Annotated in this window: 14 protein-coding genes and 2 pseudogenes; 5 read left to right on the plus strand and 11 right to left on the minus strand. The window is 52.3% G+C overall.

The window, feature by feature from the left end; translation table 11 throughout:
* Window positions 1-250: 250 nt before the first annotated feature.
* From NXS99_RS06955 to NXS99_RS06995, 8 genes and pseudogenes are all read right to left on the minus strand, one after another.
* Window positions 251-1,420 (minus strand): HNH endonuclease, encoded by a 1,170-nt coding sequence (locus NXS99_RS06955; RefSeq protein WP_259287940.1) that lies wholly within the window; start codon window positions 1,418-1,420, stop codon window positions 251-253.
* A 144-nt stretch (window positions 1,421-1,564) separates the two neighbouring features.
* Window positions 1,565-2,509, minus strand: a complete 945-nt coding sequence (gene rlmB / locus NXS99_RS06960; protein WP_259287941.1) for a 23S rRNA (guanosine(2251)-2'-O)-methyltransferase RlmB — start codon at window positions 2,507-2,509, stop codon at window positions 1,565-1,567.
* 19 nt (window positions 2,510-2,528) lie between these two features.
* On the minus strand, window positions 2,529-3,917 hold the full coding sequence (gene cysS, locus NXS99_RS06965) for a cysteine--tRNA ligase (RefSeq protein ID WP_259287942.1): 1,389 nt from the start codon (window positions 3,915-3,917) through the stop codon (window positions 2,529-2,531).
* Window positions 3,918-4,006: 89 nt separating this feature from the next.
* Window positions 4,007-6,084: pseudogene (gene nagE, locus NXS99_RS06975) on the minus strand (N-acetylglucosamine-specific PTS transporter subunit IIBC).
* Window positions 6,077-6,961 carry a PRD domain-containing protein gene (locus NXS99_RS06980; protein WP_259287945.1) on the minus strand — a complete coding sequence of 295 codons (885 nt, stop codon included), beginning with the start codon at window positions 6,959-6,961 and terminating at the stop codon, window positions 6,077-6,079. Before NXS99_RS06980 ends, nagE begins: the two are co-directional and overlap by 8 nt.
* 284 nt (window positions 6,962-7,245) lie before the next feature.
* Entirely contained in the window at window positions 7,246-7,725 is a 480-nt protein-coding gene (gene ispF / locus NXS99_RS06985; protein ID WP_259287946.1) for a 2-C-methyl-D-erythritol 2,4-cyclodiphosphate synthase, read from the minus strand.
* Window positions 7,718-8,476, minus strand: coding sequence for a 2-C-methyl-D-erythritol 4-phosphate cytidylyltransferase (gene ispD / locus NXS99_RS06990; RefSeq protein WP_259287947.1), 759 nt, complete (start codon window positions 8,474-8,476; stop codon window positions 7,718-7,720). The genes ispF and ispD overlap by 8 nt, the downstream gene beginning before the upstream one ends.
* A gap of 36 nt (window positions 8,477-8,512) precedes the next feature.
* Entirely contained in the window at window positions 8,513-9,097 is a 585-nt protein-coding gene (locus NXS99_RS06995) for a CarD family transcriptional regulator (RefSeq protein WP_259287948.1), read from the minus strand.
* Window positions 9,098-9,402: 305 nt separating this feature from the next.
* Here NXS99_RS06995 and NXS99_RS07000 point away from each other — a divergent pair, with 305 nt between their 5' ends.
* Both NXS99_RS07000 and radA read left to right on the plus strand, forming a co-directional pair.
* Complete coding sequence (locus NXS99_RS07000; RefSeq protein ID WP_259287949.1) at window positions 9,403-9,972, plus strand: hypothetical protein; 570 nt, start codon at window positions 9,403-9,405, stop codon at window positions 9,970-9,972.
* 391 nt (window positions 9,973-10,363) lie between these two features.
* On the plus strand, window positions 10,364-11,755 hold the full coding sequence (radA, locus tag NXS99_RS07005; protein WP_259287950.1) for a DNA repair protein RadA: 1,392 nt from the start codon (window positions 10,364-10,366) through the stop codon (window positions 11,753-11,755).
* Between the two features lie 171 nt (window positions 11,756-11,926).
* Here radA and NXS99_RS07010 read toward each other — a convergent pair whose 3' ends face one another.
* Both NXS99_RS07010 and NXS99_RS07015 read right to left on the minus strand, forming a co-directional pair.
* Entirely contained in the window at window positions 11,927-12,688 is a 762-nt protein-coding gene (locus tag NXS99_RS07010) for a hypothetical protein (protein WP_259287951.1), read from the minus strand.
* Between the two features lie 110 nt (window positions 12,689-12,798).
* Complete coding sequence (locus tag NXS99_RS07015; RefSeq protein WP_259287952.1) at window positions 12,799-13,416, minus strand: carbonic anhydrase; 618 nt, start codon at window positions 13,414-13,416, stop codon at window positions 12,799-12,801.
* Between the two features lie 65 nt (window positions 13,417-13,481).
* Between NXS99_RS07015 and NXS99_RS07020 the strand changes: the two genes are divergently transcribed.
* Window positions 13,482-14,390 carry an A/G-specific adenine glycosylase gene (locus NXS99_RS07020; protein ID WP_259287953.1) on the plus strand — a complete coding sequence of 303 codons (909 nt, stop codon included), beginning with the start codon at window positions 13,482-13,484 and terminating at the stop codon, window positions 14,388-14,390.
* A gap of 94 nt (window positions 14,391-14,484) precedes the next feature.
* On the plus strand, window positions 14,485-16,074 hold the full coding sequence (locus NXS99_RS07025) for a lipase family protein (protein ID WP_259287954.1): 1,590 nt from the start codon (window positions 14,485-14,487) through the stop codon (window positions 16,072-16,074).
* A gap of 254 nt (window positions 16,075-16,328) precedes the next feature.
* Here NXS99_RS07025 and NXS99_RS07030 read toward each other — a convergent pair.
* Window positions 16,329-18,896, minus strand: a pseudogene (locus tag NXS99_RS07030) (ATP-dependent Clp protease ATP-binding subunit); the annotation flags it as partial.
* A gap of 405 nt (window positions 18,897-19,301) precedes the next feature.
* Here NXS99_RS07030 and NXS99_RS07035 point away from each other — a divergent pair.
* Window positions 19,302-21,275 carry a hypothetical protein gene (locus NXS99_RS07035; RefSeq protein WP_259287956.1) on the plus strand — a complete coding sequence of 658 codons (1,974 nt, stop codon included), beginning with the start codon at window positions 19,302-19,304 and terminating at the stop codon, window positions 21,273-21,275.
* The last annotated feature ends 362 nt before the right edge of the window (window positions 21,276-21,637 follow it).

A 21,637-nucleotide genomic window follows, 5' to 3' on the forward strand; every position in this document is an offset into this window, starting at 1 on the left:
ATCATCGTTTTACATTTACCAATTTTAAAATATGCCTTTAACTGGCACTTTAGGCAGTTTTATATAATCCACCATCCACTCTTAAATGGCATCGTTTTTCAATATAGCGGGGGTAGAACTGCACTATTGTAATTTAAGAAACGGGCCTTAATAGATCAAGGAATGTTCTTTTCCTTTTTACTCATCAAGGCAGCCTTAATAGCCGAGTCTCCTTTTTGAGCTCGGCTATTTTCAGCAACTCTTAATTCGCTTAGCGTTTCCCTAATACGCGTTGGGCATACGCCATGCCATTATATTGCTGCACCCTGGCCTGGTTTCGTCTTTTGTGCCCCAGGTGGTCGCTAAACCAGGTCATACCTGTGTCCGGGTCTTTAATAACGTGACCGTGTTTGCGAATCGCCGGATCATCGTCGTTATCCAGGTTGTGTTTTCGACACAGCGGACAAAGGTTCTCGAGTGTGGTGGCCCCACCTCTAGAGAAGGCCTGGATATGGTGAATCTCGCATCTGACTGCTGGTATGTCACAGTCTGCGTGTTGGCAAACCAGATGCGAGATGATGGTAAGGAAACGATCATCGGCGTCGGCAAGCCTTTTTATTTCGAAGACTTTTTGTGGCCGCGGTATGCCTTCGACGTCGTGGTAGCAGGCGACGGCGAATCCCAGGTCCGCGATTTTCGTGTTGACGAGTTCCTTAATATCAAGAAGTTCGCCATCGGTGTTCACCACGGTGCCATCAGCGAGCGCCTGCGCGTCGTGCAACGGCACCAAGATGCACGGCCGGTGCCTGAGATCTTTCGGATTGTCGACGGTTTCACCATCGGCGACATGCTCGTAGCGGTCCAGTTTGACGCCGCTGGTGCAGCGTTCGTAAAGCGCCATTGCGTGCCCCTCGGCTTCGCTCACCGCGGTGCCATGCGCGGCAAGTGCGCGGGCTTGCGGAGTCAAGGTTGTGTGCAGACGCTCGATGTTGGCGGCCGGCATTTTCGCGATCAGGTATTTCATGCCGTCGGCGTCGGCTTGGGTCGAGTATCGCAGGTACCAGGCTCGTTGCGGGATGTAGCCATCGTTCAGCTCGTCGATAAGCGCACGGATGTACAGCCGCAGCTCACGGTGGTTCATATGCGCACATTCCTTAATAAGGCGGCGACGCAAACTCGGCACATCCACATTCGGATTCTTCAGCCGCTTCTCCAACGACGACAGTTCATGCAGCCTATCGACGCTGTATCCGCACGCCGCAGCGACGTGCAGGTCCTGCGTGTTGAGGGCTTTGCCGATCGCGAGGTAGAGCGAGGCGCGGGCATGGGAGATGTCGAGCATGGCGGCGGTTTCAGACACTGTCATGCCTGACGACCGCAGTTCCAAGATCAACTGCGCGCCTAACGACGCGGTTTGTGCTACTTGCTCAATGACTCCCATGAGCACATCAAACCAGTATGACGCATGGCCCGCAACTGAAAATGTTATAAGAAAAATCAAGGGGGCCACAATCGGGTGTACGGTGTCTAATACAGCCCCCTATTAAGAAAAGCGCCCTAATAGAAGGACGCTTTTTCTTAATAGTTACTTGCCAACCCGGCGCTGACGCGCAAATTCGCTGAGCACAACGCCTGCAGCAACCGACGCGTTCAGGGATTCAACCCACGGCGTCATCGGTACCGACATGAGGGTATCGCAATTCTCACGCACCAGTCGCGAGATGCCCTTACCCTCAGAGCCAACCACAATAACAACGTTATCGGTGCCATTGTAGGTGTCGAGGGTTGCATCGCCGCCGGCATCGAGGCCGACAACCTGGTATCCGTTTTGTTGGAATTCCTTAATAGTGCGGGTAATGTTTGTCGCCTTCGCCACCGGCAATCGCGCCGCCGTGCCCGCCGAGGTCCGCCAGGCAACTGCCGTCACGGAAGCTGAACGACGCTCTGGAATCACCACGCCGTGGCCACCAAAAGCTGCCACGGATCGAATAACGGCACCAAGGTTACGCGGATCGGTAATGTTATCAAGCACCACGATCATGCCTTTTTCGCCGGATTCACGCACGTTGGCAATCAGGTCGAATACCTCTGCATATTTATATGGCGGCACCTGCAGGCCAATACCTTGGTGCATGCCGTTACCGGTCATCCGGTCCATCTCGTGCCGCGCAACTTCAATGAGCGGGATCGAGCGGCTGTGCGCCATATGGAGTGCTTGGGTCAGGCGGTCATCTTTCGACGTGCCTTCAACGACGTACAGCGCGGTTGCCGGCACGCGCGCATTGAGGCATTCGATAACTGGGTTGCGCCCAACCACCAGTTCGGTGGTTTCTTCCTTAATATGGCGACCGCGCGCACGGCGTTCACGCTCAAGTTTGCGCTTGTGCGCCGCGTGGTACACGCGATCTTCTGCTTTAGGGGTCGGCCCTTTGCCTTTCAGTGCGCGACGACGCACTGCGCCAGAACCCTTGGTTGCGCCTTTCTTATTCGTTTTGCGCAGTCCAGGGCGTTTTGGATCATTTCCTGCCATGTAAATTTCCTTAATAGAGTTATGCGAGGGACCAGTGCGGTCCATCAGGCGTATCAGTCACAACAATCCCAGCTTCCGCGAGTCGATCGCGTACTTCATCAGCAAGCGCCCAGTTCTTTTCCGCTCGGGCGGTGGCACGCCGATTAAGTTCGGCTTGCACAAGGGTGTCGAGTGCGTGATGGGCGGTGTCGTTGTTGGTGGTTTGGGTCGCCCAGGTTGGTGATTGTGGGTCGATTCCAAGGATGGATGTCATTGCGCGCAAGTTTGCACCATGAGTGCGCGCGGTGTCGAGGTCGCCGTCTGCCAGGGCCGTGTTGCCGAGGCGGACAGTGTTGTGGATTTCTGCGAGTGCTCGAGGCACGGAGAAGTCGTCGTCAAGCGCTGCTTCGAAGGCTTCAGTGTAGGTACCAATTGGAACCTCGCCAATTTTTTCCAGGAAGGCTTCGATGCGGCGATAGCCTTGGGCGGCTTCGAGGAGCGCGGCTTCGGAGTATTCGAGGACGCTGCGGTAGTGGGCTGAGCCGAGGTAGTAGCGCAGTTCGACGGGGCGGACAAGCTCGAGGATGGCTGGTACGGAGAGCACGTTGCCAAGGGATTTGGACATTTTTTCCCCGGCCATAGTCACCCAGTGGTTGTGCATCCAGTATTGGGCAAAGTCGTCACCTGCGGCGTGTGATTGGGCGATTTCGTTTTCATGGTGCGGGAATTGGAGATCAAGTCCGCCGCCGTGAATGTCGAATGCGCCGCCGAGGTACCAGGTTGCCATTGCGGAGCATTCCAGGTGCCAGCCGGGACGTCCTGGCCCCCACGGGGTTGGCCAGGATGGTTCGCCTGGTTTTGCGGCTTTCCAGAGGGCAAAGTCCAAGGAATTGTGCTTGCCATGCTGGTCGGTTTCGCCTTGTTCCATTTCTGTCACGCGGTTGCCAGAGAGGTGTCCGTAATCGGATCCTGCGGCTTGTACCCAAGCTGCAACATCAAAGTAGACGGATCCTTCGGCAGTGTAGGCGAATCCGGCGTCGAGAAGCCGCTGCATATAATCGACCATTTGGGTCATATGGCCAGTTGCGCGTGGTTCGACGCTCGGCGGCAATACGCCGAGCTGATTATATGCCCAGGTAAATTCGCGTTCGTAGGTTGCCACCCATTCCCACCACGGGCGATTGTGCTCGGCGGCTTTGGTGAGGATTTTGTCATCGATGTCGGTAACGTTGCGCACGAATGCCACGTCGTAGCCCTTCGCGATAAACCAGCGGCGCACAATATCGAAAGCGACGCCGGAGCGCACGTGGCCGATATGTGGCTGCGTTTGCGGAGTGGCGCCGCACAGGTAGATTGAGACGTGCCCGGGTCGAAGTGGGCTGAATTCACGAAGTGTACGAGTTGCAGTGTCAAAAATGCGTAATGTCACTCCTCCCAGTGTAGTGCACGGTTTCCTTAATACATAGAAGAAGCCGCCGCTGATTGCCAGCGACGGCTCTTCCCGGTTGCGAAACGACGCTATGCCAGTGTCACAACCATCAATTCTTGGCCTTGCATTGCCGAGGTAGCTTTCACATCAATTGCTGCTACTTGCTTTTTATTTGTCATTACCACTGGGGTAACGAGTGGTTTGCCAGCTTCTGTCACGCTGGCAACATCAACGCGCACGATCAGTTGGCCGGCGGTGACGGTGTCACCTTTGGCTACGAACTTCTCAAATCCTTGGCCTTTGAGTTCAACGGTATCAAGGCCGATATGCACGAGCACTTCAAGACCTTCTTCGGTCTTAATAGCAAAGGCGTGCATGGTTGGGAAGATGGTGACGATGGTGCCGGCCACTGGTGCGTGGACGTCAAGGGTCTGTAGGTTCTTATCAGGGAGAAGGGCGCAGCCGTCGCCGAGCATGCCGGCGGCGAACACTTCGTCGGGAACTTCCTTAATAGGAACGACGGTACCTGCAAATGGTGCCTGCAGATGCACTTTCTTCTTTCCGAATCCGAACATTAGAATTCTTTTTCTCCTTCGAGCACTGCAGCGGTGCCCTTGAGCTGGCGTGCAACTTCGTCATACACGAACTGTACCTTTGGACCAATGACAACCTGAACAGCGGTTTGCGATGGGCGGATCACACCTGCAACACCAGCCTTCTTAATTTCCTTTTCGGAAACCTGCACGTAGTCTTTCACCGTTACACGCAGGCGGGTTGCGCAGTAGTCGAGGCTTGCGATATTTGCACCACTACCGAGACCTACGATGATCTGGCGTGCTGCGACTGCAACATCAGCGTCGGTTTCCATGAGGTTATCGGAGATTTCCTCGTCTTCAGGCTCGCGACCTGGGGTGAACATATTCAGCGCACCGATTAAGGCGTAGAAGGCGCCGAAGTAGAGGCCGAAGTACACAACACCGAGTGCCAGCAGCATCCACCACTGGTTTGCCAGTGGGTTCTGGGTGCTGAGAATCAAGTCAACTGCACCTGCCGAGAAGCCGAAGCCTGCGGTCCAGCCCATTGCTGCTGCAATGGCCACAGAAATACCGGTGAGAATTGCGTGAACCAAGTACAGCAGTGGGGCGACGAACATGAAGGAGAACTCCAGAGGCTCGGTCACACCGGTTGCAAACGATGCCAGTGCACCTGCGAGCATGAGGGAACCAACAACCTTCTTACGCTCTGGCTTGGAGCGCAGGAAAATCGCCAATGCAGCACCTGGCAAACCGAACATCATCACTGGGAAGAAGCCAGCCTGGTAGCGGCCGACTACACCAACAACTTCACAAGCAGAACCAGTCCAGGTACCTGGGCAAGATGCTGCATCGGTTGCTGCAGCTGCAGCGGCAATGGTTTCGCCGCCCTTGAGGAACTTACCAATATCGTTAATACCGATCACATCGAACCAGAAGATCGAGTTCAGTGCGTGGTGCAGACCGGTTGGGATGAGCAGGCGGTTGAAGAATGCGTACAGACCAGCACCGAGCGCACCCATGCCTTGGAAGGTTTCACCCAAGTTGAACAGCAGATGGTAAATCACTGGCCATACGAAGTACAAGATGGCGGTGAGAATGATCGAGAAGAAGGAAACCAGAATTGGAACCAGGCGACGCCCGGAGAAGAAGGCCAGGAAGTCTGGCAACTTGGTTGCATGGAAGCGGTTATAGGTCCATGCAGCAAGCAAACCAATTAAGATACCGAACAAGACATTGCTGTTGCCGACTGCCTTCCAGCCTTCAGCTGCCCATTCAATCGCAGCTTGACCTTCGAGGCTATCAGCGTCGATACCACGGTAGCCAGCCACCGCTTTTGCGTCGAGAAGCTTGGTGATGGTTAAGAAACCGACCAGGCCGGAAAGGGCTGCTGCACCGTTATTATCCTTAGACATGCCATAGGAAATAGCGACAGCAAAGATCATGCCGAGGCTACCGAGGATGGCAACACCAGAAGAGATAAGCACAGAGGCCAAAATCGAATTCGAGCCCCAACCTTCTGGGTCGAGCCAATAACCAATACCGGTCATCAGCGCTGCGACCGGCAGCACAGCGACCGCGCCCATTAAGGCCTTGGCCAGCTTCTGCAATCCGGCAAACAATGCACTATTCATGTTGTGCGTTTCCTTTCTTGCTCATGTGGTGATCTTGCCAACAGCCGTGGAGATACACCGCCAAATAGGCAGCTTCGCCCTTGGCTGCTGATGGCATTGAATGAGTATGTAAAATACGACAAATAATCTCTGTGGCGAGCACGCTTTCCCGATGCAACTGGCTGCTAATTGCCATCGCAGCGTAGTTGTCGCGCAAGGATCCACTGCGCAATCTTCGCATTAACCGTGCAATCATCGATTCCAAACCATCGACATGATTCGTGGTTGTGGCGTGCTCAATCCCTAAGATGCTGCGGGCGTGGGCCACGAGCTCAGCAAGCTGATGCGCTTGAGCAAGTGGGGTTTTCACGCTGGTGTTTCCAAGTGCTGCGTTTAAGTGCAGCGCGAGGAATCCGGCTTCGCAACTTGGGAGTTCTATTTCGGTCAGCCGCGTGTTGATATATTGCAGCATCACTTCTGCAGCTGCGTATTCTTCGGGGAATACTGCTTGGATCTCGCCGGCTAAGGCGTTCATAATGGCTTCGCCTTGCATGAGCCTATCGACGGCAAAGGAGAGATGTTCCACTACAATGACATACACGCTTGGATCAAGCGGGCCGAGTAAATCGGCGGCGAGGTCCAAGGCCGTGGAAAATGTTTCAATACGTCCGCTATCAAGGGTTTTTACCGAATTGAAAAACTGGACTTGCTCGTCAGTGAGATAGACGTATTTTTGGTGGTCTTCTTGGATGTTGATCGCTTGGCCTGCCTTGACGCCGAAACCGATCCCGCGCCCAACAAGTACATGCTGCTCAGCGCCTTGCCCCACAAGCACTGCGTTATTGCTCAGCACTCGGGCAACCAATGGCTGCAAAGCGGGAGTGGATGTACCAGTCATTTGGAACTCAAACCTTTTGTATACACAGGAATGGACACGTCAAGTTTTTCTCAGGTGAACACTGCTATACGCGTGTTCTCCCAAGCGCTCCTCCTGGTCATGCCTGCAATAAAGACTCAGTAACACCCAAGAAGTTCTCTCTATCGCTTATTATGGAACCTTGATTACTCAATGACAATAAGTTTCAGCAAAATTACCCCCGCAACCTACCCCTACTTTTGTGCGAAACGGGCAAAAACTACATGATAAGGGTCGTTCTTTTGTGTCATGGGGTGAAGAAGATCTCATTTCCACACAACAGCTGTGGCGATCGCCGCGCGCCCTTCTCCCCTACCGGTAAACCCCATATGGTCGGTCGTTGTGGCTGAAACCGATACTGGTGCCCCTAAAATTTCTGACATTACAGCTTCCGCTTCTTTGCGACGCGGGCCCATTTTAGGAGTTTGTCCAACCAACTGCACAGCCCCATTACCAATGGTAAATCCATGGTCATGCAGCAGATCCCGACATTCGGCCAATAACTGAGCACCTGCCACCCCGTCGTATTCCGGCCGGCCAACTCCCACAAAGGAACCTAAATCCCCAAGATTTGCCGCAGATAGGAGAGCGTCGACAAGCGCATGGGCGACAACATCGCCATCGGAATGGCCTTCGCAACCGGCTGCATCAGGAAAGAGCAAACAGGCAATCCAACAGGGTTTTCCGGGTTGAATTTGGTGGGCGTCGGTGGCGATTCCCACGCGTGGAATGATTGGATTAGACATCGGGAACCTCAAAAGTTGGGGTAGCGGTGGGATCAGTGAGTGTTTGCGCCAAGGCGTAGTCGAGCGGCGTGGTGATCTTCAACGCCAGTGGATCGCCAGGCACACAGAGCACTGGATAACCGGCCCACTCCATTAAGGACGCATCATCGGTGGCAATAAAATCTGGCTGCACCTGGGCAAAGTACTGTTCATTCGCGGTGCGCAACTGCGCTAAAGAAAAACCCTGAGGAGTCTGAACCGCACGTAAATGCGTGCGCGGCGGAGTGCGTACCACGTGATTATCGGCGATTTCTTTCACGGTATCGACAACCTCAAGTACGGGGATGACGGCAGGCGTGGCACTATCAACCGCATGTACTACGCGCGCGATCATATCCGGTGGGGTCAGCGCGCGTGCGGCATCGTGAATGATGACGATGGCATCAGGCGTTGTGATTGTTTTCAGGCCTTCCCACACAGAATCGGCACGTTCGCCACCGCCATGGACCAAGCGGATTGGAATTGCCTGCTCATAGACTCCGCTTGCAAGCAAAATCTTCTCTGCGAGATCTTGCATCGCAGGCGAAATTAGCACGATGATTTCATCGACCACTTCAGCAGCGAGCATAGCGCGAATACTACGTTCGAGCAGGGTCATTCCACGTAGTGCCACATACACTTTTGGGATTTCTGCGCCCAGGCGCGAACCTGTCCCAGCTGCGGCGATCAATGCTACAACTGGACGCTGGCTACACGTAGGAACACCAGCCATTTGGCACTCCTTGTCGTTCAAAAGAAGGTTGAGGAACTAGTCTTCGTCGTCAAAGCTTAAATCGTCGAGGTCAAGATCATCACCTTCAATAATCTTGACTTGTTCCTCTTCTTCTACGCCTTCTGCACGGTGACGCTCAATTGTGGCAGCCACTTCGGCAAGAAGTTCATCTGCGCGCTGCTCATCTTTGATCTGCGCCAATGCCAGCTCACCAACAAGAATCTGACGAGCCTTAGCCAACATGCGCTTTTCGCCAGCAGACAAGCCTTTGCCCTGGTCACGACGCCACAAGTCGCGCACAACCTCAGCAACCTTGTTCACATCACCGGATGCCAAACGCTCCTGGTTGGCCTTAAAGCGGCGGGACCAGTTACCGGCTTCTTCGACATCGATTTCACGCAGAAAACCGAACACACGCTGGAGACCATCATCATCAACGACATCGCGAACACCCACGCGCTCTGCATTTTTCGCAGGCACGCGCACGACCAGATCAGAGTGATGGATCTGCAGCACCAGATACTCTACGGTTTCCCCGCCCAGTTCACGGTATTCAATCGCTTCCACGATTGCCGCACCATGATGCGGATATACGACGGTATCGCCGACCTGGAACTCCATAGATCTAGTTCTCCTTATACGAGTGTCGATTCACACACACTGAAAATACTTCGATAATTCTACCACGCCTGGCAAATGCTACCGCTTGATCCAACGGTAAATGCCACCGATTGGCCCAAAGCAGAATCAGATAAAATATTAAATAGGTCACAAAAAGAGAAATACTCCCCCTTTCGTATCCCCCCATTTGGCAAAAAAGTCTTGAGTATCTATGTGCGTAATGTACCTCGAAACGCTAAGGTAAGAATCGATAATTTTCTCAGGCTGTGTGCTCAGCCTGATTGTCCCAGCCACCATAACGGAGGATGAACACTGTGAAGGCCCTAAAGACCGCTGCTCGCCGCGGCGCCATGATTTCCGTCGCTGCTGCATCTGCACTGATCTTGGCATCGTGTTCCGCAGGTCAGATCTCCCAGACTGCAAACCAAGTTGCTGCTGTCGACGGTGCGTCTGCTGACTCCGAAGACGGAACCATTGCAGTTCGCGACGTCACCATCCAGGTCACTGATCAGGGTGAAACTGGTGTGAAGTTCACTGCTATGAACCTCGACGATACCGATACTGTTCACACGTTGAAGTCGGTTTCTATCGATGGTGAGGAAGTCGAGCTCACTGGCGAGACCGAACTGAAGACCAATTGCACCATCGTTGCAGATATTAAGTCTGAACTTGAAAAGCTGCCTCAGTCCAAGAATGGTTGCATCTCCTATGTCTCTAGCTCCGTCAAGAACTCCGGTTTTGCGCTTGGCGGCAGCAAGGACGTAACCTTCACGTTCGACAATGCAACTATTACCACTAACGCCGCAATCTCTGCACCTGTGTTGGAGTCCGGCATGGTTGATCGCGAAACTGGCGCTGAAAGCCACAGCCACTAATTCTGCACTCTTCAAAACCTATTCCCCACCACCTGATGCACCATATGTGCCATGCAGGTGGTGGTTTTGGTTTTCGGCCTTTGAGGTATTGTCGCTGGTTGGCATCCGGAGTTTTTGATTCCCGCGCCTTTGCGCCCGCGACTGTCGGCTATTTCACCTCTAGCCACCCGCCACCCGCCACCGAGACCACGCCAGTTCTAGGCAAACCTACGCGGTACGGCGCATCTCAACTTGCGCATGCTTGCTTGACGACGCCGCTGAGCTTCTCAATCCATCAAAACTTCCCTACTGTTTTACTTCATTTGCACTGTGTATCACGCAACACCAGTACTGAGCTGCCAAAACAGACTCATCTTCACACAATGGAAAAGCTATTTTGTAAAGTTGTGGCATGGCGAAAAAAGTGCGTACCATTCATACCTGTTCTCAGTGCTCATATAGCTCATCAAAATGGCTTGGGCGCTGCCCAGAATGCGGTTCATGGGGATCCATGGAGGAATCCTCTGTGGCGAATACGACGCATGCAGTGAAAGCCACTGAACTCGGCGTGATGCCGCAAGGCTTAACGCCTACAACACCAGCACAAGCTATTACGCAAATCCCTGATCAGGCAGCTGTCAGTATCCCAACTGGTATTGGCGAACTCGACCGCGTGTTAGGCAGTGGCATTGTGCCAGGTTCGGTGATTTTACTTGCTGGTGAACCAGGTGTTGGTAAATCAACGCTTTTGCTCGAAGTTGCAGCTAGGTGGGCGCAGCAACCAACTGCCAAAGGCGGGAATCGCCACGCACTGTATGTGACTGCTGAGGAATCTGCGGGACAGGTGCGGATGCGCGCGAAGCGTACCGGAGCACTTGTGCCGACTTTGTACCTTACCGCTGAATCAAATCTTGATATTGTATTCGGCCACATTAACCAGCTGAAACCAAGTCTGGTGATCGTTGATTCCGTGCAAACTATGACAGCTGTTGGAATCGAAGGTGTGGCCGGTGGAGTCGCGCAATCACGCGCGGTGACAGCTGCTCTGACAACGCTTGCGAAAACCACTGGGATTCCAATTATTTTGGTTGGCCATGTCACGAAAGATGGCAATGTCGCTGGCCCGCGTGTATTGGAGCATTTAGTTGATGTTGTTGTGCATTTTGAAGGTGATCGGCATTCAAGTTTGCGCATGTTACGCGGAATGAAAAACCGTTTTGGCGCAACGGATGAAGTGGGGTGTTTTGAACAACACGCACATGGGATTCAAGAAGTCAGCGATCCTTCAGGGCTGTTTTTATCTCATCGCGATACCGCAACTGATGGCTCTGCTATTACGGTAGCGATGGATGGTGTCCGTCCACTTTTAGCCGAAATTCAAGCACTCGTTGTTCCAACTGAATCAAAAAATCCTCGACGTGCGGTCACAGGCCTCGATCCGGCTCGTGTGCCAATGGTCTTAGCGGTGCTTGCCGCAAGAGCCGGCCAGCGCACGCACAATAAAGAGGTATACGTGGCAACAGTCGGTGGCATGAAAGTAGGTGAACCGGCTACTGATCTTGCCGTCGCACTTGCAACTGCTTCTACTATGTTGCACAAGCCGCTGCCTGCTAAAACTGTCATTATTGGCGAAGTCGGCCTGGCTGGTGAAATTCGTCGAGTACCAAATCTGCAGCGACGATTACAAGAAGCACAACGCCTCGGGTTTACTAATGCTGTTGTGCCAGTCACAGGAATCACAGTTGCCGGCATGCAGCTACGCGAAGTTGCAACGCTTGCCGACGCATTGGCCATCTTCACCTAATATCAGTACTCGCCCGCAACCAGTTCTCCACTCCTCTCGTCTCACGAACAGCTCCAACCCTCACCTCTGCTCCTCTCGTACCTTCACAACCATATAAAAAACCAGCACCTTCGCCACAACAGTAACGAAAGTGCTGGTCTCTAGCACTAAAAACTTGGATCTTCGGTGATACTATCCGATGAAGAATGGCACTGGGACAGATGGTTCTTCACCAATAACTGCATGCAAGAAATAGTCACCAGCTGGCACAGATGGACGTTCATCACAGCTGTTTGGTGCGGACTTTGTACGCGACCACGTCGCCTTATAATTAATCACTTCACCTGGCTTAAAGCTCTGTACGCCAGTGCCTTCCGGAGCATTGCAGTCGATATCCGACCAGATGCGTTCATTGGTTGCAAGGTGATACACCTCAAAGCGCAAAACATCTTTATTCAGATCGATCGTACATTCTTGCTCAGTTGGGTTCTTCACACTCATATAAAACACTGGTGAAGCACCATCCACAAACGAAGGTTGGCTGGTCTGTGCGACAATCTCTAAATCTTGTAATACACAGGCTGACGCATCCACAGCTACTGCTTCACTAGTTGGCGCAGCTTCAGATGTTGTTGGAACAGCACTGGTAACCGGCGCTTCAGAAGTCATCGGAGCTTGACTACTCGTGGCAGAAGGCATTGCACTTGTTGGCGCCGCAGTTGTTGCGGTGGCTACTACATTGCTCGGTGTACCAGTATTATTCCGCCAAAAGCTGGCAAGCATAATGCCCATGCCAATAACAATCAACAACAACACTGCAGTGATTCGCCGCCGTTTATAGTAGATTTCCGGCAAGCGACCAGGAGCAGCTGTCCTTGCTGCCGCACCACGCGTTGAGCGGGGACTCCGACGAGGAGGACGGGAGCTGCTGGAATAAGAAGTTCGACGATCCACGCCTTTCAGCCTATGCCATGCCAGCACCAACACGGCTGATAGGTGCGGTGTGTTGCTCGCTTTTTCCGCACTCGCGGCTCGCGCACCACAACACCTGCACCAGCAGCAACCTACAGTCCTTCAGTCGAAATCGTTTCCACCCGTCCATCTTTCAACCGATACCGCGCCGCAACCACAGCAACTTCGCCAGCATCCACATGTTGATGAACCACGAGTGAGAGCTGCATAACCTTTTCCAAAATAGCTTGCGCATGTGCCCGTTCGAAATGCTCAGCAGTGTGCCCGCCTTTGCTTTGAGCTTCTAAAATAGATGGCGCAATCTGCTCAATAATAGTGCGTTGATGACCGGTCAAAACGTCGCGACCTTGCAACACAACTTCACTCGTAGCCTTAACCGCACCACACGATTCGTGCCCTAATACAATCAGCACTTCCACACCCAGAACCGCAACTGCATATTCCAACGACGCTAATACTGCCGAGTCCACAACCTGCCCGGCGGTGCGAACGGTGAAGATATCGCCCAACCCGACGTCGAAAAGCAACTCCACCGGCACACGGGAATCGCCGCAGGTCAAAATCGCTGCACGTGGGTTTTGGCCGCCTTGCAATTCTTTGCGACGCGTAATCGACTGGTTCGGATGCTCAGGGGTTCCCGCTGCGAAACGGCGATTACCCTCGAGTAAACCCTTCCATACGCTTGCTGGATCATGAGGTTGCGCATTCATGCTTTCCATCTTGGCATGTCCATTTCACTTGTGGGAAATTTTAGAGTCTAGAATGGGGAATTCTTATGGCTGTTGCACTTCCTCTCACCCAGCAGACCCCCGAGTTTCACGAGCCGTTGCTTGCGTGGTATCGCACGTCCGCGCGCAGCATTCTCTGGCGACACTCGGCCACTTCGGCGTGGGGAATACTCGTGAGCGAAGTTATGAGTCAGCAAACACAAGTTCATCGTGTAGAACCATTATGGCAAGCCTGGATGCATAAATGGCCAACCCCGCTTGCACTGAGCAACGCGCCGAAAGCTGAAATTTTGCAAGCCTGGGCCAATTTGGGATATCCCCGGCGCGCATTGCGACTGCAAGAATGCGCCGAAGCAATTGTCACCCGTCACGGTGGTGTAGTGCCGCATGACGTAGAACAGTTACTTGCATTACCTGGCATTGGCGATTACACCGCAAGCGCGGTTGCAGCGTTTGCGTTTCACCAGCGTGTGCCGGTCATCGATACCAATGTTCGGCGAGTACTCACGCGTGTGCTCAAAGGCAAGAAACTCGTTGCGTCTCAACACACCACGCAAGCCGATCGCAGGTCGCTGCTCGCATTGCTTCCGACAACCGATGCTCACCTGGTCTCTGTGGCAATTATGGAACTTGGCGCGCTTGTGTGCACGTCTTCCCCACAGTGTGAGCACTGCCCCATTCGACCTGTGTGTTTGTGGCAAGCACTTGGCGCTCCTGAACCAACCGCTCTGGAACAACAACGCGCTACCAAGCGATCCCAACCATTTGCCGGCACGAATCGGCAGGTTCGCGGCGCAATCATGGCATTATTGCGTTCAAGTTCGCAACCGGTTGATCCAGCTGAGTGTTATACCTTGGGTTTCCCCGAACAGCAGGTCGCGGCTTGTATTTTGAGTTTGCTTGACGACGGCCTAGCCGCCCACACCGACGGTTTCTTGCATCTGCCGCGTGAGTGAGCAAGAAATCTTCAGTCAATCGCGAAGACTTCACAGTTTTGCGGGCATCCAAGTAATATGTGCTGACATGCGTATACGCCCAAGCCTTTCTATATTGTTCACAACCATCTTGCTCGGCTCGAGCATCTCACCAGCACATAGTGCACCGCTGTTTTCTCATGGCTTAGTCACACGTGATGCCCATAGTGAATTTGAAATCGCCGCGCTTGGAAGTACTGCTCCTCGCACTCCGCTTAACGACGCTGCGCCTGCCGCTGGTATCTCGGCCGCCGCACCCGGCACAAGCAATCCGGCCGCCGCACCCGCTGATCACCAGCCCGCCGCACCCGCACTCGGCACAAGCTCAACCAGTGCTATCGCTGATGCTCTTGACACAGCATGGGACGACACCAGCTCAGCAGCGTCTGCAGCATCCGACGAGCTCCAAAAATTCGCACGTGGTCTGCAATGGACATTGACGACTACCAGTGATTCTGTGCTCGAAAATGACTATGACGCTGCCTTTTATCAACCGCCAGAGCAGTTTGATCCAACCCCAGGCGCGCTTATTCGTACCAAGCCTATTCCGAATATTTTAAATGTGCTCGGCCCTGAGTTCCCAGGGTATACGCAAAAGATTTTATATACGTCTACCGACGAGTTCGGGAACCCTGTCGCAGTAAGTGGCTATGTCATTGAACCTACGAAGCAGTGGGATGGTCCAGGCCCAACCCCTACCATCGTGTTTGCCCCTGGTACGCGCGGTCAAGGCGATCATTGTGCACCCTCTAAGGGAAAGTGGCTGCAAGGAAATGTATCCCTGTCCAATAAAACGGTCAGTGTGAATTATGAGATTCTCATGCAACAGATCACTGCAAGCTTAGGCATTCGCGTGATTGTGACTGATTATATTGGGCTGGGCACTCCAGGTATTCATACGTATTCCAACCATATTGAAGAAGCACATGCTGTTTTAGATGCCGCTCGTGCTGGTCTGCAAGCTGCGGGGGTTCCACGACAATCACCTCTGGCGTTTTACGGTTACAGTCAAGGCGGTGGCGCTGCTGCTGCCGCCGCTGAATATGCCGCAAGTTATGCACCAGAACTGAATCTCAAGGGTACGTATGCTGGTGCTCCTCCGGCGGACTTAGTATCTGTGTTTTCTGCCGTCAATGGCTCAAGCATCGCGGGTGTTACCGGCATGGCATTAAATGGTTTTGCCGCGCGCTATCCGCATATCCAGCAGTTACTTGCTCAGCATGTGAACGCAGAAGGTCAGGCATTTTTAGCTAAAACAGCAAATAGTTGCGTCACCGATGCGATTTTCCGCTTCGGTTTTGCCGATAGCCGCCGTTTCACAAAAGATGGCCGCCGTTTTAATGAGATTTTCTTGGAAGACCCCGTTGCAAATCGAATTTTAGAGCAGCAGCTTCTCGGCCAGCAGAAAACTACTGGACCGTTACTCCTTGGCAGTTCCCCTACCGATGATCTCATTCCTCACGAGCAGGTACGCGCACTCGCCAAACGTTATTGTGATCATGGTAGCGACGTCGCGTTATACTCGGCAATCTTCCCAAGCCTTTTTGCGAAACATCACGTAGGCATTAACCACGCTTTGCATATTTTTGGCGATTTCCCCATTGCAATGCCATATTTGATCAGTCTTTTCAAAAATCATCCGCCACAAAACTACTGCCAGCGTTAATACCGCACCGCTGACATGCATGCTTGACGACGCAACAGTGCACGCCAGCATCAGCTCGAGTATTCCTTGCCCAGCATTTTCTTCAACCACACCCCAATTTCCTTCATAAGGAAAATGCCGAGTGTACACAGGTTTCCCCGTGCCCACTCGGCATATCTTTCACTAGGTATTATCCCAGGTGGTTATGCTTCTGGCATCGCGTGACGACCGCTGCCTTCAGCATCGGTGTGCTCACCACCAGCGAGTTCTGCTGCAACCTCAGCTGTGACTGCTGCAAACTCAAGGTCTTCTGGCAGTGGTTTTGGTCGTGGTGTGAAGGTAAATTGTGCATCTTGAATTTCCTTCGATGCGCCGTCCCAACCGGTAACATCAACGGTCACGATTTCACCAGCACCGAGTTCTCCGAACAGGATCTTTTCAGAGAGCGCATCTTCGATTTCACGCTGAATCGTACGACGCAACGGACGAGCACCGAGCACTGGATCGAAGCCACGCTTTGCCAGCAGATCCTTTGCCTTCTGCGTCAGCTCGATATCCATGTCCTTAGCGGCCAAGGCCTTAGCAACGCGACTGATGAGCAGATCAACCATCTCAACAATCTGTTCCTGAGTGAGCTGATGGAAGACCACAATATCATCAATACGGTTTAAGAACTCTGGCCTGAAGTGCTTCTTCAGCTCATCATTGACCTTGTTCTTCATGCGCTCGTACTGACCTTGTGCATCTTGTTCACCAACTGCACTAAAGCCCATTCCCACGGCCTTGGAAATATCCTGGGTTCCCAAGTTCGAGGTAAAGATCATCACGGTGTTCTTAAAGTCTACGACGCGACCTTGGCCATCGGTGAGGCGTCCTTCTTCCAAGACTTGCAACAAGGTGTTATAGATTTCCTTATGCGCTTTTTCGATCTCGTCGAAAAGCACAACGGAAAATGGCTTACGACGAACCTTTTCAGTGAGCTGGCCGCCTTCTTCAAAGCCGACATAGCCTGGAGGAGCACCAAACAGACGCGATGCTGTAAAGCGGTCGTGGAACTCACCCATGTCGATTTGAATCAGAGAATCATCGTCGCCGAATAGGAAGTTGGCCAAGGCCTTTGACAGCTCGGTCTTACCAACACCTGATGGACCAGCAAAAATGAAGGAACCGGATGGGCGGCGTGGATCTTTCAAGCCAGCGCGAGTACGACGAATCGCACGCGAGACGGCCTTGACCGCATCTTCCTGGCCGATGATGCGCTTATGTAGCTCATCTTCCATATGCAGCAAGCGAGAGGACTCTTCCTCGGTGAGCTTAAACACTGGAATACCAGTCCAATTCGCCAAAATTTCAGCGATCTGTTCTTCACCAATTTCTGCAATTTCTTCGAGATCACGAGTGCGCCACTGCTTTTCTTTTTCCGCACGCTCCTCATTTAACGCACGCTCTTGTTCACGCAAACTTGCTGCTTGTTCAAAGTCTTGAGCGTCAATAGCAGCTTCTTTCTTCGCACGTACTTTCGCGATACGATCATCAACTTCACGCAGCGAAGTCGGAGCGGTCATACGACGAATACGCATACGCGCACCAGCTTCGTCGATAAGATCAACAGCCTTATCTGGCAAGAAACGATCGTTAATATAGCGTGACGCCAAATTCGCCGCAGCAGCTAAGGCACCATCGGTAATCGAAACGCGGTGGTGCGCTTCATAGCGATCACGCAGTCCTTTCAGAATTTCGATGGTTAATTCCACCGAAGGTTCTGGCACTGTCACCGGCTGGAAACGACGCTCTAATGCAGCATCTTTTTCAATATGCTTGCGGTACTCATCCAGCGTAGTTGCACCAATGGTTTGCAATTCTCCGCGAGCAAGTTTTGGCTTCAGCAAGGACGCAGCGTCAATGGCGCCTTCTGCAGCACCTGCACCAACTAAGGTGTGAATCTCGTCGATGAACAAGATAATATCGCCACGCTGGTTAATTTCTTTCAGCACCTTCTTCAGGCGCTCTTCGAAATCACCACGATAGCGTGAGCCTGCAACCAAGGAACCAAGGTCTAACGAGTACAGTTGCTTATCTTTCAAGGTCTCTGGCACGCGACCATTGACGATATCCAGCGCTAAGCCTTCTACCACCGCAGTCTTACCCACGCCTGGTTCACCAATAAGCACTGGATTGTTCTTGGTGCGACGCGAGAGAACTTGCATAATACGTTCGATCTCTTTGTCACGACCAACCACAGGATCGAGCTTGCCCTCACGTGCGGCTTGTGTGAGGTTACGACCAAACTGATCCAGCACTAAGGAATTGGAGCGATCAGCGGCATTGCCGCGATTTCCACGTGGGCCGCTACTGGTGCCTGCGCCGACAGCTTCGCCCTTTTCTGGTTGTTCTGTGCGATCGCCTTCATACCCAGAAAGTAGCTGGATAACTTGCTGGCGAACACGCGGCAAGTCCGCACCAAGCTTCACGAGCACCTGAGCAGCAACGCCTTCACCTTCGCGGATCAAACCAAGCAACAGAAACTCCGTGCCAATATACTTATGCCCCATTTGCAGGCCTTCACGCAATGAAAGCTCTAATACTTTCTTCGCGCGTGGTGTAAATGGAATATGCCCAACTGGAGGCTCGCTGCCTTTGCCAATGATATCTTCAACCTCTTGGCGGACAGCATCTAATGCGATACCCATTGATTCCAAGGCTTTGGCAGCAACGCCTTCACCTTCTTGAATCAGGCCTAATAAAATGTGCTCAGTGCCGATATAACTATGGTTTAAGCTGCGTGCTTCTTCTTGCGCTAATACGATCACGCGACGTGCGCGATCCGTAAACCGTTCAAACATGTGCGTACTCCTAACATTTCTCTAATGCTTTCACTTTAGCTATTTCTGCACATATATGAACCTCAAATACCGAGTCAGACCCCCTAACTGACAACATCACCGCAGGTAAAAGCCTAAAAATAGGAATGTACGCCTTTAGCGAACACGCCAAAATTGCGTAAAATTGACCAGAATCTGCACTCAAATCGACAAAATTGTGCCAACACTTTGCTTGACGACGCCGCCAACTGATCCATTTTCTTAAACCCTGCTCGAAAGTAGCGACGAACACAATCGTGATAAAAATGATAGCTAGAACACAAAAGAAATGGTATTGTGAACTAGTTTACTTCTCTATACTGGAACACAGTTATATTTGTACCTATCCATTTACACTGTCGTGTTTTTTGATCCTAAGGCCTTTTGATGACACATTCACACTTAGCTCAACCAGCTCGTCGACGCCTCGTGGGCATTACTGTTGCTACATCTTTGTTCTGTGCAACGTTTGTGCCAGCAATCCAAGCACCGTATGCAGGTGCAGAAACTACCGCATTCACATGCCAACGCGACGATATTCGTCCGACTTTCACTGGTGAAATGAAGCGACTGGCTGGCGTCGACGAAGCAATTGCAACTACTGACGCGAAAATCAAAGACCTGCAAGCTCAAATTGCTGCGGCGCAAGAAAAGCCTGCTGATCATGAATCATTACCTGCGCTGCGTGCTGCTGCGGCACAGGCACTTGCCAAAGTACAATACGATGCTCAACAAGCCCTTGAGAAGGCTCAACAAGCAGAAAATAAAGCTAAGCGGAAATATGATGCAGCCGCTGCGAAGAACGCCGCTGCACAAGCAAAGAAAAATGAAGCAGACGCTGCACAGGCGACTGCAACAACGCAGTTGAATGCGGCGACAAGTGCTCTCGAAACTTTTAATCAGGAGCACGCTGAGCTCGCTGATGTGGCAACCGTACAAGCTTTGGATACTAAGCTCGGTGAAATTTCTACGGAAAAGAAAGAACTGACGACCAACCGAGCAGCGCAAGTCGAAGGGAAAGCAGCTCTCGAGGCACAGCTTCCAGAAGGTACAACTCTGCTTGAGGAAGCACAAACAAATGTAGAAACGTACCGCAACCAAGCTCAGGCAATCACTACACAAAAAGCTGAAAAACAAGCTGTGGTCGATGCCAAAACAGCAGAATTGGAACGTTTGCGTGAGCAAGCAACGGCACTCAGAGCCACACCTGCACAGCCGGTTGCTGAGTTGCAACAACCAATCACTGCAAAAGAAGCTGAGCTTGCTCAACTAACAGCTGAGACACAAGCACTTGCGAATCAATTTCAAGCTGCCGCAGATGGTAGCCCAGAAAAAGCGCAACTTGGTACTCAGCTGGAAGCCAACGCAACACGCTATGGCACATTGCAGCAAGAGCTCGAACAACTTCGGCAAAATGCTCAACTCGCCGCTCAGGAACGTCATCAAGGTGCAATTCGTGCCGTTGAAGAAAAAATAAGTGAAGCGCAACAAGCAATCGATGAAGCCAACACTGCTATTCAGGGTTTTGATGCACAGTTGGCTCCTATCGCAGCGCAACAAACGCAGTGGGAGGCGTATCTTCCACAAATTGAGGCTGCAGTCAATAATGTGCGCGAGCAAATTGCTGCCATTGATGCCGCAATTGCAACACTTGATGAGCGACTTGCGACCCTGACGCAAACTGAAGAACTGTTGAGGACTAAAAAGGACCTGGTTGCTGCAGTTGCAGCAGCCACTGCGGCCAAGACGACTGCTGACGAGCAAGTTGCTGTTGCAACGCCGGCTGCAGCTGCTGCAGCAGAAAAAGCATCCCAACTGGAGCCAGACTATAACGCGAAGAAGAGTGCTACGCAGGCTGCTCAAGAGATCGCTGATACTCGAGCTGCGTGGACTGTTGAAAGTTTAGTTGCAAACCAGGCGGATGCGAGTGTGCATCCAACTTTGTCGGCCGCAATCGCAGCATTGGCAAAGCTCCAAGCAGTGCAAAGTGCTGAAGCACAAACATTGTTGCCTTCCTTGGAAAAATGGGTGAAAGCGAAGGAAGACTTGCAAAAGCAGCAGCAAGAGCTTACTGCGAAGGTTGAACAACTGAAACAACAATGTGCAAGTGCAAAGCCAGATACACCAAGTAAGCCGGTGGTTCCTCCAACGAAACCGGAGCCTGCGGCAACGGACGTGGACAGCACAGTCACACTAGTGTTATCGGGCATTGCGGTGTTTGGACTCATGGGTACGCTCATCGCGGCGATCACACAAGCGTTACCAATTAGTAGTTCACAGAACCTCTCGGTGACGGGTGGCGTACATCATCAGCCATTCGGGCAGTGGCTGCTTAAGATTCGCGCAGCGCTGAAGCTTTAAGAGCTGCGCATGTTTGCTGGCTCTCGTGGTTGACACGCAAGTCAGCAAACATTGCTGCAAACATTTGCTATGCGCAAGCGCGGACGGCATCCGTGCTTGCGCATAGCAAACGATGCCGATCCTTCGTTTTGTTGAATGTTGAACGTACGACAATAGAAAAAGCTGGAAGTAGAATGATGGTTCTACTTCCAGCTTTTTATCTATCCCCTTATCCATCCCTCACAGTTGGTAAATGCCCTAACACGGTGGTAGTAACTTGTGAAAAATAACCAATAAACTATAAGCGGTTGAGCATACTCGATAAGATTTCCAGTTGGCTCAGCAACTTTGACTTCATTGGTCTGTTAGAAATTGTGTTCACT

This window comes from Corynebacterium sp. HS2168-gen11, assembly GCF_024834075.1.
In the GTDB taxonomy this organism is placed as follows: domain Bacteria; phylum Actinomycetota; class Actinomycetes; order Mycobacteriales; family Mycobacteriaceae; genus Corynebacterium.

Coding starts and splice junctions, on each gene's coding strand:
- NXS99_RS06995 (WP_259287948.1), bottom strand. CDS start 9,097: ATGGAGTTCCAGGTCGGCGATACCGTCGTATATCCGCATCATGGTGCG.
- NXS99_RS07020 (WP_259287953.1), top strand. CDS start 13,482: ATGGCTGTTGCACTTCCTCTCACCCAGCAGACCCCCGAGTTTCACGAG.
- ispF (WP_259287946.1), bottom strand. CDS start 7,725: ATGTCTAATCCAATCATTCCACGCGTGGGAATCGCCACCGACGCCCAC.
- NXS99_RS07000 (WP_259287949.1), top strand. CDS start 9,403: ATGAACACTGTGAAGGCCCTAAAGACCGCTGCTCGCCGCGGCGCCATG.
- radA (WP_259287950.1), top strand. CDS start 10,364: ATGGCGAAAAAAGTGCGTACCATTCATACCTGTTCTCAGTGCTCATAT.
- ispD (WP_259287947.1), bottom strand. CDS start 8,476: ATGGCTGGTGTTCCTACGTGTAGCCAGCGTCCAGTTGTAGCATTGATC.
- rlmB (WP_259287941.1), bottom strand. CDS start 2,509: ATGGCAGGAAATGATCCAAAACGCCCTGGACTGCGCAAAACGAATAAG.
- NXS99_RS06955 (WP_259287940.1), bottom strand. CDS start 1,420: ATGGGAGTCATTGAGCAAGTAGCACAAACCGCGTCGTTAGGCGCGCAG.
- NXS99_RS07035 (WP_259287956.1), top strand. CDS start 19,302: ATGACACATTCACACTTAGCTCAACCAGCTCGTCGACGCCTCGTGGGC.
- NXS99_RS06980 (WP_259287945.1), bottom strand. CDS start 6,961: ATGACTGGTACATCCACTCCCGCTTTGCAGCCATTGGTTGCCCGAGTG.
- NXS99_RS07015 (WP_259287952.1), bottom strand. CDS start 13,416: ATGAATGCGCAACCTCATGATCCAGCAAGCGTATGGAAGGGTTTACTC.